At 44.2% G+C, this 15,762-nt stretch carries 15 protein-coding genes; 2 read left to right on the top strand and 13 right to left on the bottom strand.

The window, feature by feature from the left end; translation table 11 throughout:
• Nucleotides 1-16 precede the first annotated feature (16 nt).
• From OCV30_RS20330 to OCV30_RS20315, 4 genes are all read right to left on the bottom strand, one after another.
• Nucleotides 17-1,402 (bottom strand): sensor histidine kinase, encoded by a 1,386-nt coding sequence (locus tag OCV30_RS20330; protein ID WP_065680026.1) that lies wholly within the window; start codon nt 1,400-1,402, stop codon nt 17-19.
• Nucleotides 1,399-2,064: a response regulator transcription factor gene (locus OCV30_RS20325; RefSeq protein WP_009845413.1), complete on the bottom strand. Its 666-nt coding sequence runs from the start codon at nt 2,062-2,064 to the stop codon at nt 1,399-1,401. The genes OCV30_RS20330 and OCV30_RS20325 overlap by 4 nt, the downstream gene beginning before the upstream one ends.
• A gap of 80 nt (nt 2,065-2,144) precedes the next feature.
• Entirely contained in the window at nt 2,145-2,618 is a 474-nt protein-coding gene (locus tag OCV30_RS20320) for a LabA-like NYN domain-containing protein (RefSeq protein WP_009845414.1), read from the bottom strand.
• A gap of 151 nt (nt 2,619-2,769) precedes the next feature.
• Nucleotides 2,770-2,931 (bottom strand): hypothetical protein, encoded by a 162-nt coding sequence (locus tag OCV30_RS20315; protein WP_244499060.1) that lies wholly within the window; start codon nt 2,929-2,931, stop codon nt 2,770-2,772.
• On the opposite strand from OCV30_RS20315, the gene OCV30_RS20310 reads away from it, so the two are divergent.
• Nucleotides 2,867-3,385, top strand: a complete 519-nt coding sequence (locus OCV30_RS20310) for a DUF4174 domain-containing protein (RefSeq protein WP_241810803.1) — start codon at nt 2,867-2,869, stop codon at nt 3,383-3,385. The two genes, OCV30_RS20315 and OCV30_RS20310, sit on opposite strands and share 65 nt — an antisense overlap.
• Before the next feature lie 144 nt (nt 3,386-3,529).
• Here the strand turns inward: OCV30_RS20310 and cobA are convergent, their stop codons facing one another.
• From cobA to nirB, 4 genes are all read right to left on the bottom strand, one after another.
• Nucleotides 3,530-4,306 carry a uroporphyrinogen-III C-methyltransferase gene (cobA, locus tag OCV30_RS20305; protein WP_065680024.1) on the bottom strand — a complete coding sequence of 259 codons (777 nt, stop codon included), beginning with the start codon at nt 4,304-4,306 and terminating at the stop codon, nt 3,530-3,532.
• A gap of 316 nt (nt 4,307-4,622) precedes the next feature.
• Complete coding sequence (locus OCV30_RS20300) at nt 4,623-5,438, bottom strand: formate/nitrite transporter family protein (protein WP_065680023.1); 816 nt, start codon at nt 5,436-5,438, stop codon at nt 4,623-4,625.
• A 175-nt stretch (nt 5,439-5,613) separates the two neighbouring features.
• The gene (gene nirD, locus OCV30_RS20295) at nt 5,614-5,937 is read right to left on the bottom strand and encodes a nitrite reductase small subunit NirD (protein ID WP_065680022.1); all 324 of its coding nucleotides are present in this window, start codon (nt 5,935-5,937) and stop codon (nt 5,614-5,616) included.
• Nucleotides 5,938-5,952: 15 nt separating this feature from the next.
• Nucleotides 5,953-8,511, bottom strand: coding sequence for a nitrite reductase large subunit NirB (gene nirB, locus OCV30_RS20290; protein WP_065680021.1), 2,559 nt, complete (start codon nt 8,509-8,511; stop codon nt 5,953-5,955).
• A gap of 566 nt (nt 8,512-9,077) precedes the next feature.
• On the opposite strand from nirB, the gene OCV30_RS20285 reads away from it, so the two are divergent.
• Entirely contained in the window at nt 9,078-9,533 is a 456-nt protein-coding gene (locus OCV30_RS20285) for a plastocyanin/azurin family copper-binding protein (protein ID WP_065680020.1), read from the top strand.
• Between the two features lie 191 nt (nt 9,534-9,724).
• On the opposite strand, the gene OCV30_RS20280 is transcribed toward OCV30_RS20285, so the two are convergent.
• Genes OCV30_RS20280 through OCV30_RS20260 form a run of 5 tightly spaced genes read right to left on the bottom strand, consistent with a single transcriptional unit; the run spans nt 9,725 to nt 15,748 of the window.
• On the bottom strand, nt 9,725-10,168 hold the full coding sequence (locus tag OCV30_RS20280; protein ID WP_065680019.1) for a CopD family protein: 444 nt from the start codon (nt 10,166-10,168) through the stop codon (nt 9,725-9,727).
• A gap of 9 nt (nt 10,169-10,177) precedes the next feature.
• Entirely contained in the window at nt 10,178-12,940 is a 2,763-nt protein-coding gene (locus tag OCV30_RS20275; protein WP_209439706.1) for a molybdopterin-dependent oxidoreductase, read from the bottom strand.
• On the bottom strand, nt 12,941-13,525 hold the full coding sequence (locus OCV30_RS20270) for an arsenate reductase (azurin) small subunit (protein WP_065680018.1): 585 nt from the start codon (nt 13,523-13,525) through the stop codon (nt 12,941-12,943).
• Nucleotides 13,522-14,688 (bottom strand): cytochrome-c peroxidase, encoded by a 1,167-nt coding sequence (locus tag OCV30_RS20265; protein ID WP_065680017.1) that lies wholly within the window; start codon nt 14,686-14,688, stop codon nt 13,522-13,524. The genes OCV30_RS20270 and OCV30_RS20265 overlap by 4 nt, the downstream gene beginning before the upstream one ends.
• Nucleotides 14,675-15,748, bottom strand: a complete 1,074-nt coding sequence (locus OCV30_RS20260) for a cytochrome-c peroxidase (RefSeq protein ID WP_141678307.1) — start codon at nt 15,746-15,748, stop codon at nt 14,675-14,677. Before OCV30_RS20260 ends, OCV30_RS20265 begins: the two co-directional genes overlap by 14 nt.
• Nucleotides 15,749-15,762 lie beyond the last annotated feature (14 nt).

Genomic DNA, 15,762 nt, shown 5'->3' with positions numbered 1-15,762 from the left:
ATGCTGAGCCTAAAGCTTAATCTACGATAGGAAACATAAGGTTCACTCTAAGTCCCCCACCTTCTCTGTTCTCAGCGGTAACATGCCCATTCATCACTCCCATAGCTTCCTTAACGATCGCGAGTCCAAGACCGTAACCACCAGACTGTTTATCTCTGGCTGACTCGATGCGGGTAAACGGGTCAAAGATATCTGCAATCTTGTTATCTGGAATACCTTCACCATCATCCTCCACAGAAATGACACTGTAACGCTTATCATTAACCTGCCCGTAGGTCTTAACGACAATATCCGCATTGCCCCCTGCGTATTTGATCGCATTTCCTACAAGGTTACTGATCACCCTCAAAAGTAGCCTCTCATCAACATTAACCATTGATGTTGCTGTTTCCAAATCACCAGTCAAAGTTTGATTAGGTTTCAAGTCATTTTGCATCTGTACAATGAGCATTGAGCAATACTGCTCAAGATGCATTGGAGTTAACTTAGAATCATAACGAGAGGTTTCTAGGCGGCTGAACTCAAGAATTTCACCCACCAGCTTATTCATCTCTTCCGTTTCACTTTCCATCCGTTCGAGTAAACCCATACTTTTTTCATCGACCTTACTACGTAGTAAATGTAATGCGAGATTCTGCCTTGCTAACGGTGTCCTCAACTCATGTGATACATCACGAATCAAACGACGCTGCTTTTCAGCCAGAGACTTAATCTCAAAGGTCATATGGTCAAAATCATTGGCAAGCTCATTGAATTCACGTGTAGTTGAATCCAACTCAGACACGACACTCACTGAAAAGTCTCCTTGTGCGAGCCTTCGACTGGCCTCCCTTAAACGATCGAGTGGCTGCTGCAGACTTTTCGCCATAATAATGGAAAACAGCGATAACACGATCAAAGCAATCACAGCTTTCAGCGCATAGGAATACGGAGCAAAGGATTTTGCTGGATGAAACTGCCCTGGCAGTTGGATCACGAGTGTATTGCCGTTATCAAGTGGCAAGCCGAAGATAGGCTTACTCACACGATCACTGAGTTGATGGTCTAATGTACGCAGGTACTTCAACTTAAATTCAAAATGCGGATGCATGTTTCGGTGGGTAATAGGTCGGTTGTTTTCATCGATAATGAATAAATAATAACGTTGGGCATTGCCCCAGTCGGCAAGCTCATCCATGTCCCCTTCTTCGATCAGTACATTAGCTTGATAAGCCAAATCCAACATTTCAGCTTTGACAGGTTCAGGTACCTTCAACAAGGCTTTCATCAGCGCTCGTTCTGCGACACCTTGAAGGATGAGGATACTGACTAAAATCACGGTCAGGCAACTGAACAGCTGAAACGTTAAGCCATCCTTACGCTTGATAACGAAATCAGGGCACCGTAGAAACCAGTTACTCATACTCCTACCGACTCTAGGTAGCTGTAGCCTTGACCGCGCACAGTTTTAATATGTTGCTTTGATAAGCCAGCCTGCACCAATTTTCGACGTATATTGCTGATATGCATATCTAGATTACGGTCGAATGGACACAGCTCTTTCTTCAAGACATGTATTTGCAAGTCAGATTTTGATACAACGATGCCATTATTTTTGATCAGATAATCGAGCAACTCTTTTTCAGTGCCCGTTAAAGGTAAACGGGTAAGTTGCTCGCACAAACCTTGATTAGATGAAGCCATTGATTGTCTTTGTCGCTCAAACCCAACCCGGCGTAAGATCACCTTAATCCGGGTCAAAAGCTCAGGAACATTGAAAGGCTTAGCGATGTATTGATCTGCCCCGGCTTGATAGCCATCTAGCATGGAGGCATCGTCATTAAGCGCAGTTAGCATAAGGATAGGAGTAGCAAAACGCTGACAAATACGTCTAGCGACTTGAATACCACTTAAATTGGGGAGCATCACATCGAGTAAGACTAAATCAACAGGATTTGATTGAATAAACTCTAGAGCTGATTCACCGCAATGAACGGTATCAACGTGATACCCTTCATTTTCCAACACTTCACCCAGTAACTCACACAACTGAATATCATCATCAACAACTAAAACACGAGACATTTCACACACCGATAAATAAGAACTGTTTGCATTCTAATTATCGTTATTATTGATTTCAATTATAAAGTGCGTGATTTCCTCTATAGAAGAAAATCTTTTTCAATCGGTACAAATTTTGAGGCAGAATCGATAAGATTTTGAGCTGTTAACCCAGGAACGCCATACACTTCAACAGGCTTTCCAAAACGCTCTTTGATTCGCTCTACCAAGATTTCAAAATCACCGTCTCCTGATACCAAAACAATCGTATCAACCGTCTCCGCAAGCTCTATCGCGTCTAACGCGATACCGACATCCCAATCCCCTTTGGCGCTACCATCACGACGCTGAATAAACGGTTTTAGCTTCACATTAAAACCAACACCACGAAGGATATGGTGGAATTGGCGCTGTTTAGGATCTTGGCTTGAGATTGCGTAAGCATTGGCTTCGACAACGTTACGTCCTTCCGTGGCAACATACCAAAACTGGTTATAGTCGAAGTTAGAACGGTATTTATCACGTGTTGTATAGTAAACGTTCTGAACGTCGACCAAAATTGCTATGTTTTCCATAAATTCATACCTTTAGATTTTCCGTATACCCTATTCTATTCACTTCTAAAATGCGAGTCGCTTTCTTTAATAAAAATGAACTCATTAGCTATGCTTAACGTAGTTGTTATTGGCTTAACGTAGTTGCCATTAACTTAGAGCTTGTTTGGGTTTATCGAGGAAGGTGGAACATGCAGTACCGACAAATAATCAGATCATGCCTTGGCAGCGACACCATTGACTCAGTATTGAGACGTTGCTGCGCGGCAATAGCTAACGCAGCCATAACTAAGGCAGCGATAACTAAGGCATCGGTAACAAACGTAATTTCCAAAACACTGAACGCTTTAATAACAAGCACGGTTATGTTTATGATTCTGTCAGTCAACTCGTTACACGCCTACCCAGCCTACTCTCATTCCAAAGCTCTGCCACACCGCAGTGTTATTTATTTCGCTCCAACAGATGATTCGATCGTAAAAGAGTTTCTCAATGAAGTCTTGATTAACAATTGTCAATTGGACGAGCGAGATGTAGTTATCATGGTCATCGCCGAAAGCGGCTACACCGTTCCTGCATGGTTAGTTGAAGAGTTTAATTTGGATGCAGTGACTAACAGTTATGGAATACCCAAAGGTTCACACACTGCCGTGTTGATTGGCAAAGACGGGAAAGAGAAACACAGGTGGAGTGGTAAAACCGATTGGAGTTTAATCACCAATATTATTGACGAAATGCCCATGCGCCAACAAGAAATGCAGCGACAGAGTAGCCGCTGCAGTATTTGATTCTTGGTCAGCTAAGCCTTTGGTTAACCATCAAGCAAACAACCATCAACCATCAACCATCAACCATCAACCAAGCTAACAAGCTAACAAGCTAACAAGCTAACAAGCTAACAAGCTAACAAGCTAAGCTTGATCATCAATCACTTAAGCTTGCTTGTTAAACCAAGCCAGTTTTTCATGGAGCTGAGCAACACTTCCAACCACAATCAGTGCAGGACTCTTTGCAACGCCAGCAAGATCAGCTAGGTCACGTAGCCCACCTCTAAACACTTTCTGCTCTTGGCGAGTGCCATTTTCGATAATCGCAACTGGCATGTCTTCTCGCATCCCGTTATCGAGTAAATTCTTCTGAATATTCGGACTCTCTTTCAAGCCCATGTAAAACACGATCGTGTGATTGTGTTGAGCAAGAGAACGCCAGTCAATATCTTCGCCATCTTTCTTCAAATGACCCGTAATAAACTGTACGCTTTGCGCGTGGTCACGGTGAGTCAATGGAATTCCCGCATATGCGGTCGCTCCTGCGGCTGCAGTAATGCCAGGAATCACTTCAAATCTCACGTCATTCTCAGCTAACGTTTCGCACTCTTCGCCACCACGGCCAAAGATAAACGAATCACCACCTTTTAGACGCACAACGTGCTTGTGTTCTTGGGCTTTGGTCACCAATAGTTGGTTGATCTGATCTTGTGGTACGCAGTGATGATCGAGCTTCTTACCCACATACAACATTTCAGCTTCTGGATTAGCCATCGCTAAGATATCTTTTGATACCAAGCGGTCATAAACCAAAACGTCTGCTTGTTGAATCACTCGTGCGGCTTTTAGTGTAAGTAAGTCTGGGTCGCCCGGACCTGCACCTACCAATGAAACAAATCCATTGCTTACTTCTTTAACATTCGATGACGATACTTCTGACATTCTGCGCTCCGAAGGTTTGCTTGTTTTATCTCAAGCTTCAATCTATGTGATAAGTCACTGTATTCATGATGACTTATCAAAATCCTTAACTCTTAGACTATCAGGTGTTGAAATAAATATTCAGTCTAAATACTAACGAAGATAGAAATAATTATAACAAAACAATCTATTGCGGATGTTTTGCTCAATAGCAAACAACGCATCTATGATAACTAAAATGTTGTCTGCCCGAGAATACACTGACAGCTTTCAAACTAAAAAAGCCCCAAACACGTTGTTGGGGCTTTCAATCTCATACTAACTTACGTTTACCGTATTACTTCGCGCCTAGAGAAGGAGCTGTTTTAGCATGAGTCAGGTATAGAGGAACACACGTTAACAGTAGGCCACCAACGATGTTACCTAAGATTGTTGGGATAAGGTTGAAGTTCAACCATGTCGCGATACCGAAGTCAGCGCCAAGAATCATACCCAGTGGGAATAGGAACATGTTTACAACTGTATGCTCAAATACAAGTGCGAAGAAGATGAAGATCGGGAACCACATCATTGCTACACGACCAGCAACTGTACGTGCAGTCATGTTACCAATCACACCTAGACAAACCATTAGGTTACAGAAGATGCCGCGCACGAAACATGTGATCCAGCCGTCCATGCCCATGTTTTCAAACCCTAGGCTTCGACCTGTAGAAACAGCAATGAACTTTTGAGCAACTGCGTTTGGTTCTAAAGAGAAGTTACCTGTAAGTGAAATTGCCACTAACACTGCAACAATTAAAGAACCGATAAGGTTACCAAGACCAACAAGACCCCAACAACGTAAAATACGACCCCAAGTAATACCTGGACGGTTATCAAATTTCGCTAAAGGAGCAAGACCAAATACACCTGTTACTAGGTCATAGCCCATTACACTTAGAATGACGAAGCCCACAGGGAACACAAGAGCGCCAACAATACCAATGCCGGTTTGCACAATAGTCGTGATTGCCACAACAACAGCAAGAGAAAGAATGATGCCTGCCATTGTGCTTCGAATCAGAAGATCGCGAGTACCTGTTTTCGTTTTCGCTTCACCTACATCGATCATTGTTTGAACGAATTCTGCTGGTTTAAAATCAGTAGACATAAGATTGTCCTTAAAAAGTTAAAATTAAAAGTTGAAATCGGATAGGAAAAGGTTCTAATTGCCGAATTAAGGCAATGTCGATAACTAGAACCCTTGATCTATCAAATCTTGCTAAGTAACTGTGTCGAAGTTTCGAACTAGCTATGGTTTCGCACTAGCTATGGTTTCGAACTAACTATACTGAAACTTCTACAGCACCTTTAGTAACGCGAGCTTTATACGCTTTTACACTGAAGCTCTCGTCTTCCATGCACACACCTGTTGCTAGGTTAAAGCGTTGCTTCTTAAGTGGGCTTGCCACCCAAAGCTCACCTTTGTGCTCAACCGTTAAACCGCGAGATAAAACGTTTGATTGAAAAAACGGGTCAGTGTTACTAATAGCGAACACTTCTTCGGCTTTAGTTGGGCGGAAAATAGCAACTTGCTCACCACCAACCAACGCACAAACACCGGTACCTGGAATAATGTCTTCGATCTTACAAACTTTGGTAAATGCCATGATGTCGTCTCCCAATTAAACCAGTTCAACGTGAAGGATGTCGCCCTTCGCTTCTGGGTGTTTTTCTGTGAATGTTGCTGGGCGGTGTTGTTCACGGCCATCGTCAACAAACACAACGTTTTCATCACGGTCATCAGCATTGATGAAGTGTGAGAAGCGCTTAAGTTGAGCTTCGTCGTTGATAGTGTCAGTCCACTCACAAGCAAAGTTACCCACAAGGCCAGCTACGTCCGCTTCAAGTTGGTCATTGATGCCAAGCTTGTTGTCGACAATCACTTCACGTAGGTAATCGACACCACCTTCTAGGTTGTCCATCCATACCGAAGTACGTTGTAGTGGCGCAGCCGAGCGGATGTAGAACATCATGAAACGGTCGATGTATTTGATCAGCGTTTCTTGGTCTAGGTCGCTTGCAAGTAAGTCTGCGTGACGAGGCTTCATACCACCGTTACCACATACGTACATGTTCCAACCTGCGTCAGTCGCGATAATACCTAAGTCTTTACCTTGAGCTTCAGCACACTCACGAGTACAGCCAGACACACCAAACTTCATCTTATGAGGAGTACGGATGCCTTTGTAACGGTTCTCGATCATCACACCTAGGCCAACTGAATCTTGAACGCCGTAACGACACCAAGTTGAACCGACACATGTCTTAGCCATACGTAGCGCCTTCGCGTACGCTTGACCTGTTTCGTAGCCCGCAGCAACTAACTTCTTCCATATTGCTGGTAAGTCATCTTTTTGAGCACCGAATAGACCGATACGCTGAGCACCTGTGATCTTGGTGTAAAGGTTGTATTCAGCCGCTACATCAGCAAGAACGCTTAGTGCTTGAGGCGTTACTTCACCACCCGCCATACGAGGGATAACAGAGTAAGTACCGTCTTTTTGGATGTTACCTAGGAAGTTATCGTTGGTATCATGCAGTTTCACTAGCTCAGGCTTAAGGATGTGCTCACCCCAGCAAGAAGCAAGAATAGAACCCGCTAGAGGCTTACATACTTCACAGCCGTAGCCTTTACCGTATTTCTCTAGTAACTCATCGAATGTTTTGATTTCTTCGATACGAATCAAGTGGAAAAGCTCTTGGCGAGAGTAAGCAAAGTGCTCACATACGTCGTTCTTCACTTCAATACCGGCTTTAGCAAGTTCAGCGTTCAGTACTGAAGTCACAAGTGGAATACAACCACCACAGCCAGTACCAGCACCAGTTACTGCTTTGATATCACCAATGGTGTGGTGACCTTCAGCAACGGCTTGTGCAATCTTGCCTTTAGTTACATCGAAACAAGAACAGATAACAGCAGACTCAGGAAGAGAATCCGCGCCAAGTGTTGGCTTTTCAGCACCCGCGTGAGCAGGAAGAATCAATGCATCTGGATGCTCTGGCAGGTCGATTTCATTCAGCATTAGCTGAAGAAGATCACCATAGTCAGACGTATCACCGACCATTACCGCGCCAAGCAGCTTCTTGTTGTCTTCAGAAACGATTAGTCGCTTGTAAATTTCTTGTTCTTCGTTTTGGTAAACGTAGCTCTTACAACCTGGAGTGCGGCCGTTAGCATCACCGATAGAACCTACTTTCACGCCCAGAAGCTTAAGCTTCGCAGACATGTCTGCACCTTCAAATGTGCTTTCGTTACCAACAACGTGGTCAACCGCAACGGTCGCCATTTTGTAACCAGGGGCCACTAGACCGTAGAATGTTTGGTTCCAAGATGCACACTCGCCGATAGCGTAGATATCTTTGTCTGTCGTTTGACAGTGATCGTTAATCTCGATACCACCGCGAGGCGCAATACCTAGGCCCATTTGACGAGCAAGTTTGTCTTGTGGGCGAATACCAGCAGAGAATACGATGAAATCAGTTTCTAGCTCTGTACCGTCTGCAAAACGCATTACGTTACGAGCTTCAGTGCCTTCAGGAGCAATTTCAAGCGTGTTCTTACTTGTATGAACGTTTACGCCCATACGTTCGATTTTTTGACGAAGTTGATTACCACCAGCAAGATCAAGCTGCTCTGCCATAAGCTTGGGAGCAAACTCTACAACGTGAGTCGTCACACCTAATGCCTTTAGTGCACCAGCCGCTTCAAGACCAAGTAGACCACCACCAACAACAACACCAGATTTAGAATTCTTAGCCGTCGCTTCGATAGCTTTTAAGTCTTCGATAGTACGGTAAACAAAACAGTCTTTACCTTCGTGGCCTTTAATTGGCGGTACAAACGGGAAAGAACCAGTCGCAAGAACAAGTTTGTCGTATTGAATTTCACGACCCGTGCTTGAGTAAACTGTTTTCTTTTCACGGTTAACGTTGATAGCACGTTCACCGATCAGCATGTTGATGCCGTGTTTCTCGTAGAAGCCTTCTTTTACCAAAGAAAGTTCATCTGCAGTATGGTGTGAAAAGTAAGAAGAAAGGTGCACACGGTCATACGCAACACGTGGTTCTTCACAGAACACCGTGATGTCCATGTTTGCAACATCTGTCTTCTCGACTAAATCTTCGATATAGCGATGACCGACCATCCCGTTACCGATTACGACTAGCTTCATCTTGCTCATAAGAATTCCTGAAGGTTATATATTTCTTAACTGAGCGAATAATGAATTATGAAAGAAAATGAAAATATGATGTAAATCAATTACGAAAACAAACTACCCTAAAGGGGTAGAACAAAAGAGGTAGATATGCTTAATTAACAAGCAAAGCAAACGAATAACCACAGTTTAGATAGGGTTTAGCGGGATTTTATATACACTTCAGTGCATTGAGCGGAATGTTGTAAAGTTTCACAATAGGTTACCAATAACGTAAGTAAATGACAATCATTTTCATTTAGGTTCTTACAAATATATATAGAAGACTATAAATACATGTAGAACACCGTTTGCGTGAAAAACTATGTGTAATTGTGAAAACCACTCCTACCTATTCGGAATGTAAACAAAGCTGTTCGCCCTTTAATGTCGTGATGAATTCAGTTTATAGCTTGGGTCATCGGTTTGTTTGCTTGATCTAACACAAGAACCCTTTTAATTCACATGTGTGATGTAAAAATCAACTTCCAACCAAACCCTGAATAAATTAGCATTATTGAAAATAATTCTTATTTAACAGAGTGAATACGATGCGCCTAATTTTACTAATCCTATCTATTATTGCAGCCCCTGCGTTTGCTGAAATAAAGGTCATCAAACAAGTGATGGACATGAATTCTGAAAACATCGACAAGATGTACCAATTCATTCCTGATTACGTAGAAATCGAACCTGGTGACAAGGTGCTTTTTAAAGGAACCGTTGGCTCTCATACTGCTCATAGCATTCAAGGGATGCTTCCTGACGGAGCTAAACCTCTTATGATATCCGGGTCAAATGCACAGGAAGTCACTTTTGATAAGCCCGGAGTTTATGGCATAAAATGTAAAGTACATCACCGACACGGAATGGTGGCACTTGTGGTTGTTGGTGATCCAAGTGTTAACTTAGAAGAAGCTCGCACCGCGGCCAAAAAACGTGTAAGTCGCAGAGCTCAGAAAAAGATGCAAGGCTTGCTCGATCAAGCAGAGCAAAAAATTCAATAACCTTTGTCCCTGTCTTGAAGCATCCGCTCTCTGTTAATGTGTGATAGGAATGCTAGCCTGAAGACAGGCTAAGGGGTCAGCAACAAGAAGAAACAGCGCCGAATTGGCGCTGTTTCTTCTAACTTATCTAACTTATCTAACTTATCTAACTTAGACATTGTCAAATATTCCGCACTAAACGTAAAAGCAGATCAAACTAGCCAACCCGTTCTAAATGAAACTCCGACAACCACAAACAAAATTGAAATAAGGGTCACTGGCACAATGTGCAGCGCCATATCAACCAAGTTGTCCTTCGATAGTTTTGGAATCACACGAAAGCGTGCGTCTAGGGCTAGCAATACCGTCAGAGACAGCAACGTCAATTTAGCGGCAATGCCATGAGCCAGTGGAATCGACATATCAAACCATAAGTTAACGTCCGGCAACATGTGATAAGCGAGCATCAACCCAGTCACCACTTGAACGACCAAAGCAGGCATTCCCACCTTTTCGTACCCTTGCTCGAATTCCAATAACATTTCTGGAGAACGGTGTTTCAAGACTTTAGGAAGGATAACGACGCTGAGAATAATGTGCCCTCCCGTCCAAATGGTGGCAGCCAATACATGCAAAACCAATAATACACCAAACATAAACTTCCCTTACACAATGTTACGTGGTGCAAAGGAGAACCCTTCAAACTCACGCTTATATTTTGATTCACCAATTTTCTTTATTTTGGCGACGCCCATTTTGTAGTTGTAGTTACCACTGATTTGGTCAACGACCCTTGTTGTTAAAGCATTCGCTGGGTTCTTCATGTCCATCATATTGCAATACAACACACCTTTTTTCGTGGCTGAGGTGACAATCGCAACGGCTTTAATCTCCGCGTAATCCAGTTGAATGTGACCATTTTTCATTAGGTTACTAAACTGAAAATCATCTGACTCGATCCCCAGAATCGTATCTTTAAAATTGGCCACCCGCTCCGAGTACACCAGTACTTCATCTCCGGCTTCTATGCCCCGTTTTTCCGCATCTTCCGGGTGTACTTCAATCCAGTTTTCAGGCCAGCGATGAGTGATGTAAGGCCTGCGCTCGGTATCATCAAACCCTGACTGCCAAATTTCGTTGATACGACCATTCGAGAACCACAACTCGTCCTTTTGGGGAGTAAGCCAAGCATGGAAATCACTAAACAGATCCCAAGGATGTTTTTGAAGATTGACCTTCCCCGTCTGACTATTAAATTGAGTGAGCTGTTTACGCATAATATTGGCGCCTTGAGGCCCATCCTGTAGCCCTTTGTCGACCAAATCATCCCAACTCATTTCAGTGTCATGCAAGCGCTTAGTGCCAATCAGCTTTTTGGTGTCATAGTTATAAAAAACAGGCCCTTGGATTCCTTCGGTACCAAATTCAGCGAGCTTTTGATGAAGAGTTTTTCCTTCAGCATGTGCTGCGACTTTAATCATATTGAAATCTTTACGGCTACCACGGCTAAATCGGGATGACTCTTCAGCTACGTCATTTGAGTTTTGCCAATCAAACCCGTCGTACCCCATTCGCGAAGCCATTTGAGCAACAATCCACCAGTCTGGCTTAGCCTGACCCGGCGCATCAGCGAACTTTTGGTAAAGGCGTAGACGACGCTCACCATTAGCACGCATGAAATCCTCTTCCCCCCAAGTCGCGGCCGGAAAGATGATATCAGCGAATTGTTTACCAATAGGATCACGTAAATAAATATCTTGATTGATGACGACCATTCCACCGGAATCTGCTCGTTTTTTGAGTGTATCTATAATGTGCTGCTTATCACGTCGCGTCGCTTGGTGAGGGTTACGTGTTGTTAAGTCGGTGAATTTCTCTTTCAACCCATAACTACCACACATAGCTTGAATCCATGTCGTACCAATGACATGGGCCATACGGGTATGCCCGGAATAAAGGTATCTATCGGTGTCTATTGAGCGCCTGCGCCTACCTGCTACTTTTTCAGGTGACTTATTCCTTGGTAGTTTCCCACCCGCTAGCCCACCTCGTTGATGCCCACCAAATCGACCAATCACACGCCCTTCTCGGCCACCAGTACCGATTATCGTTGCAAGGGAGGCGATGGCGTTGGTATTCCCGGTATTATTCGACCAATAAAAGCCCTTCTCTATACCAATTGAGGCTTTAACTCGCTGACCGTTGACTGGCATTGCCAACATCTCAGCAGCTTTATGGATCTTCTCAACATCGATACCCGCTATCGACGCGGCATACTCAGGTGCGTACTCTTTCTGCTCCAAATTCCATTGCTTATAATCATCAAAGCCATTCGTTTGGAATTTGCCCCAAGTGGTTCTCCACTGCCATGGCGTATTACGCGTACCCTGACCAAAACCTGAGCTCGATTCCCATTTATTATTGACCCAGTTTTCAATCCACTCATTGTCTTGCCAGCCTTGCTCTAAGATCACTCGAGCAATTGCACCAATCACAAGATTATCGCTACCGGGATTAATATCGAGGTGCAATCCACCTTGAGCTTTAAGCCACGCTATTCCAGCGGTTTCACGAGGGTTCAAAATCACAGTTTTCATCCCACGATGAACCGCAGGCATAATAAACTGTGTAAAGATGATGGTTTTTGTCTCATACGGATCTGTTCCGCATATCATCAAAGTATCTGCCGCGCCCCAATCATCATAACTTGGAGCAAAATTATCAAAACCCGCATCTCGAAATCCTGGGGTTGCGGTGACATCTGACGGCGTATCATGAAACGAAAAATTCGCGGTATTGACATGACGCAATGAATACTTTGTTATCGCATAGGTGTTTTCAATATACTGATAAGAATAGGTTTTCACGCAGTAACTGTTTGAACCGTGCATATCAATCACATGACGGCCGACTTGGGCTGCTATATCCAACGCAAAATCCCATTCTACCGGTTGTAACTGACCGTTAATTCGAACAAGTGGTTGCTTCAATCGATCTTTGGTTGGTGTTTCTGGGTTATAAAGCTTTCTTGCGAGCAGTCCACCACGAACCGAAGAATCACCGCCTTTATTGACGACCTGTATGTCTTTGTCTGCTACGACAACCACATGGTGTGGTTTGCCATTATGCGAAATAATATTATGTTGCTGTGGCGAAACCCAAGCTTGCAGCGCATGAACCGGGAAATCGACACCAAATGCATTTTCACTTGCAGCAGGCCCACCGGAAGGGCTACTCACAGGCCAACGATAGACTTTATAGCCACACGCAACAATACAATAGTCACACGCTGTTGTGATGACTTCCGCACTAGCAGGTGGCAGTAATGTACTGGTCGGTTGCAGATACTGGCTGTTTAAAGCCGGTTGATCGTTTAAGGCAGATTTATCGTTTACAGCCAATTTATCGTTAAAAGAAAGTTGAGTCATCTAGCTAACCTCCACATCGATCAGGTTTTCCATTCGACCAAAGATCAACCCCATAACCCCGACCGCATAGATATCATCACCTTCTAGCTCCAGCAGTACTTGAGGTAAGCTCTCAAAGGCTTGACCAGAAACCATAATGCCATGACGTCGTAAATCAAATGTAGACAGGTGGAATGGACACTGTCCGACAATGCGATGCTCTCCTGTTGCTTTATAAGCTCCGGTTAATGGTCCACCTTGATGAGTACACGTCATCGAATAGGCCACAATGTCACGCTGTAGCCCTATCCCACCGCCACATTCAATGTCGGATTTAACCAGCATCGCAATCGAATTTTTTCCTTCATCTGGATATTGAAAGTGAACCGGAATGTGGTTACTGAGTTGACTTAACTTTGCGATTTTCTTACGCGGGTAGCCAACAATACGACCTTCAACCTGAGTTTCAGAATCCGTTCCTGCAAATAAGGTAAGAGGAACCATAGAGACGGCAGTCGCCGCGCCGGAATAGAGTAAAAAATCACGTCGTGACATCATGCATTTGTTGTGTCGTTTACTCGAATTTTGCTCTGAGTTGGCGATCATTTTTCTGCTCCAGCAAGTTCTTCTTTAGTAAATAACGGTTGGTACTCTGGAATAGTCGGCTCTTCAATAAAAATCTGTTCACCTGAAAATGCTTCGATAAAGCTCAGTAAGTTCTTTTTATCTTGCTCCGTTAAACCAAGAGGTTGAATTAAAGCAGATTTTGTCTGAGGGTAACCAGTAGTACGTCCGTCATCCGCCACACCACCTCGGTCGTAGAAATCAATCACCGCTTCTAAAGTTGGAATAGTGCCATTGTGCATGTAAGGCGCTGTGTATTTTGTATAACGTAGGCTTGGCGTGCGAAACTTACCTAACATCTCTTTACGTTTAGCACGAAAGTAAGCACCGGGATCGGCCTTTGTAGTGCGGTACATCTCTTCGGTGACACCTTTAGAATAAAGCTCAAATCGAAACGTTATCTGTGCCAGTCCATCATCATTCCACCAAGGGCTTGGCGGCACGCCAATGTTGTAGAATTTCTGGTCAGATGCCAAAGCCCCGTTGTGACAAGCAATGCAATTCGCTTTGCCCTCAAACAGTGCTTTACCCTTCAATTGGGACTCAGACAAAGCGGTTTTGTCACCGAGTAAATAGTTGTCTATTGGTGTGTCACGTTGAATCATCGTACGTTCAAACGCGGCTATAGCGCGCCAAGCGTTGTGTATTTTCGGAGTATCATCACCAAACACTCGCTTAAAACGTTCAACATACTCAGGTACTAAGGCTAAACGCGCTTCCATGATGTCATCTTCACCATTACCCGCGACCGCGCCCTTCGCAGCATCTTTGGCTTGCGCTTCCAATGACATAGCGCTGCCCGCCCAGAAAAATTTGTCATAATAAGCCGCATTAATAATCGTTTGGCTATTACGCCAATGTACCGTACCCGGATATCCCATGGATAAGTCATCAGGAAAACCCCAGCCCTGAGATTGGATATGGCAACCAGCACATGGGCTAGTCGTATCGCCACTTAGCCGACCGTCATAAAATAAGATCTTTCCCAACTCTATTTTTTCGGGTGTTTGTTTATTATCCGCAGGCACAGGCACCTCCCCTAGAGGCTTAAGCTGTACCTTTGCATTAACAACATTGGGAAGCCCCGTCATCCCAATAAGAATAAAGAGTGCTGCCTTTAATACAGAGCGCTTAGTTACGAGCATTTGACCAATCCTCCGTGTATTCGTAGCCGAAGTCATAGTCTAACCATTCGTATTCTTCGCCTATAAGGGCATCTCCAGATAACGATTCCAAAAAAGCCACCAGCGCCTTTTTTTCATAGTCCGTTAGGGAAAGCGTGGTGAGTCGAGAGTCTTTGTTTGAGTCTTCGCCACCACCTTGATTATAAAATTCAACCACATCTTCAAGCGTGGCAAGCATGCCATTGTGCATATACGGCGCAGTTTGAGTGAGCTCTCGCAGCGTTGGCGTTATGAACTTACCGCGATCGCTACCATCCGCTTTATGAGTTTGAACATGCGCACCAACATCGCGCTTTAACGTTAAGTAATCTTGCACACCCATAAACATGTTGTAGGCAAGAAAAGATTGATGTCGCATGGGGTCTAAAAATATCTCATGATTTTCTGGCACTCCGGTATTGTGTGCCTTTCCGTCCGAAAACAGCGCGCCACTATGGCATTGGCTGCACCCCGCTTTGCCTGTGAACAGTTTTTCTCCCTGGCTCGCTAAGTCGCTAAGCTCACCCTTGTCAAAAGGGACGTTTTTCGAAGTCAATGTTTTTAGGTATTCAGGCAGAGCTTTGCGTACTCCGCCATTTGACGGTTCTCCAAGATTGGCCGCTTTAAACATCTCGACGTATATTGGATCTTGTTTGAGGCGTTCCTGCATCAAACGCATGTCCATATTCATCAGCCAGTCTTCAGTGATATTCTCCCGCACCACATCGTTTAGGTTGGTGCCAATACGACCATCGTGAAACCACACTTCTTTATAGACCGTATTAATAAGTGTTGGAGCATTGCGAAATCCATCACTCCCCGTATAGGCAGGGCTCAACGGTTCAGGGTAAGAAAAACCATTAGACGGAATGTGGCAACTGGAGCACGATATCGAGTCGTCCCCGGACAAGCGCGTATCAAAAAACAGTCGTTTACCGAGTTCTGCCTTCGCCGTATTTATACTCATAGGGGGCAGAGCGGCGTATAGAGTTGCAGAGAAAAGGGCACACACTCCTACCAAGCTTTTTAGTGCGATGCTCATCGACATTCCTTCGG

Origin of the sequence: Vibrio atlanticus (assembly GCF_024347315.1) — a bacterium.
Taxonomy (GTDB): domain Bacteria; phylum Pseudomonadota; class Gammaproteobacteria; order Enterobacterales; family Vibrionaceae; genus Vibrio; species Vibrio atlanticus.
This window is presented reverse-complemented; position numbering and strand designations above follow the sequence as displayed.

Bases quoted from the DNA above. Each gene is read 5' to 3' on its own strand.
- cobA (WP_065680024.1), bottom strand. From the start codon at position 4,306: ATGTCAGAAGTATCGTCATCGAATGTTAAAGAAGTAAGCAATGGATTT.
- OCV30_RS20270 (WP_065680018.1), bottom strand. From the start codon at position 13,525: ATGATCGCCAACTCAGAGCAAAATTCGAGTAAACGACACAACAAATGC.
- nirB (WP_065680021.1), bottom strand. From the start codon at position 8,511: ATGAGCAAGATGAAGCTAGTCGTAATCGGTAACGGGATGGTCGGTCAT.
- nirD (WP_065680022.1), bottom strand. From the start codon at position 5,937: ATGGCATTTACCAAAGTTTGTAAGATCGAAGACATTATTCCAGGTACC.
- OCV30_RS20330 (WP_065680026.1), bottom strand. From the start codon at position 1,402: ATGAGTAACTGGTTTCTACGGTGCCCTGATTTCGTTATCAAGCGTAAG.
- OCV30_RS20285 (WP_065680020.1), top strand. From the start codon at position 9,078: ATGCGCCTAATTTTACTAATCCTATCTATTATTGCAGCCCCTGCGTTT.
- OCV30_RS20260 (WP_141678307.1), bottom strand. From the start codon at position 15,748: ATGAGCATCGCACTAAAAAGCTTGGTAGGAGTGTGTGCCCTTTTCTCT.
- OCV30_RS20280 (WP_065680019.1), bottom strand. From the start codon at position 10,168: ATGTTTGGTGTATTATTGGTTTTGCATGTATTGGCTGCCACCATTTGG.
- OCV30_RS20320 (WP_009845414.1), bottom strand. From the start codon at position 2,618: ATGGAAAACATAGCAATTTTGGTCGACGTTCAGAACGTTTACTATACA.
- OCV30_RS20275 (WP_209439706.1), bottom strand. From the start codon at position 12,940: ATGACTCAACTTTCTTTTAACGATAAATTGGCTGTAAACGATAAATCT.
- OCV30_RS20325 (WP_009845413.1), bottom strand. From the start codon at position 2,064: ATGTCTCGTGTTTTAGTTGTTGATGATGATATTCAGTTGTGTGAGTTA.
- OCV30_RS20265 (WP_065680017.1), bottom strand. From the start codon at position 14,688: ATGCTCGTAACTAAGCGCTCTGTATTAAAGGCAGCACTCTTTATTCTT.
- OCV30_RS20300 (WP_065680023.1), bottom strand. From the start codon at position 5,438: ATGTCTACTGATTTTAAACCAGCAGAATTCGTTCAAACAATGATCGAT.